Origin of the sequence: Okeania sp. SIO2B9 (assembly GCF_010672505.1) — a bacterium.
GTDB classification, from domain to species: domain Bacteria; phylum Cyanobacteriota; class Cyanobacteriia; order Cyanobacteriales; family Microcoleaceae; genus Okeania; species Okeania hirsuta.
Map to the genome: position 1 here is coordinate 1 of NZ_JAAHGK010001620.1, position 1,410 is coordinate 1,410.

Consider the following 1,410-nt stretch of genomic DNA (forward strand, 5'->3'; position numbering starts at 1 on the left):
ATTCGACCCGTAAACATACAGGCTCGATGAGGCAACTGGGGCAAATGAAGCGCTCAAAATCTCAAAGTGCGGACTTTGTTGACGGGGACTTAGAAACCCCGTCCGTCTACACGGCGGGGTAGTTCATAGAGTTAGCAATTATTCAACAAATCAGTATTATTTTTTATGAAAAAAGTTTTATCAAGGTTGAAACCCTATCTGGCGTGGATTATTTTAGGAGTAACTTTATTTTTTCTAACTAAAACTCTCAAAGACCAATGGCAACAAGTACTAGAAATTAGAATTAGTGATTCTGGGTGGGTAAGTTTAGGAACTGCTTTTATCGTCACAATAATAGCTCATTTATGGTCTGGATGGGTATGGTTTTGGATTATTAAAGAATTCAATCAATCAGTTAATCTAAGATGGACTATTAGAGTATATCTCCTCACAAATGTTGCCAAGTATTTACCAGGAAATATATGGCATTTTTATGGTCGGATTTCTTCAATAAAACAGGCGGGAGTACCCGTTGAAATTGCACTTTTAACTGTGTTGATAGAACCGCTTTTAATGGCTGCTGCAGCTTTAGCTATTGCTTTATTTGCTTCCACTCAAGAAAGTTTGTTTTTACAATTTTTGTGTTTTTTTGTAGTCATTTTTATTCTTCATCCACGAATTTTAAACCCGGTAATTAAATATTTAGCTAAACTAAAATTAACAGTTAAAAAATCTGATTCATATCTACATACTGAATTAAAATTAGTACGCTATCCAATTAAGCCTTTTTTCGGAGAAATTTGTTTCATTTTGCTTCGAGGTTCTGGATTTTTGTTGACTATGTTGGCGTTCAATTCTATTGAATTTAATCAAGTTTTATTAATAATTAGTGTCTTTAGTTTAGCATGGCTATTAGGTTTAGTTGTGCCAGGGGCGCCTGGAGGTGTTGGGGTATTTGAAGCAACTGCTTTGGCTTTACTGGAGCAAAAATTTTCCCCTGGTATTGTGTTAAGTGCTGTTGCGTTTTATCGCTTGATTAGTGTTTTAGCTGAAACTTTTGCTGCTGCTTTAGCTTGGTTGGATCAACAAAATCAACAGTAAAAGGAGGAAGCAAGAAGCAAGAAACAAGAAGGAAAAATAAAGGTTGATTATTAATATTTCCTGATTTTAGATACTCTATAAGTCAACAGTAGTAATGAAAATTGCTATACAATTAATTTTGCTGATACCAATTAAATGTCAAGTTGCATAGAATAAACTTAAATATTTCTCTGCTTTTAAAAGTTCTAGTTATAGCACTATGCAAAAACCCTCTTGACATTATTGAAAAGCAGCAATCTTCAAAATCTCATGGGTGCATCTCAGTATTTGCAAAAATACTTTTTTCCTATCTATTCCCTGTTGCCTGTTGCCTGTTGCCTAAAAGCCAAA

Annotated in this window: 1 protein-coding gene; it reads left to right on the forward strand. The window is 34.4% G+C overall.

Annotated elements, in window-relative coordinates:
- Positions 1–165: 165 nt before the first annotated feature.
- Positions 166–1,080, forward strand: coding sequence for a YbhN family protein (locus tag F6K13_RS33155; protein ID WP_124144261.1), 915 nt, complete (start codon positions 166–168; stop codon positions 1,078–1,080).
- Positions 1,081–1,410: the final 330 nt, after the last annotated feature.

Bases quoted from the DNA above. Each gene is read 5' to 3' on its own strand.
- F6K13_RS33155 (WP_124144261.1), top strand. From the start codon at position 166: ATGAAAAAAGTTTTATCAAGGTTGAAACCCTATCTGGCGTGGATTATT.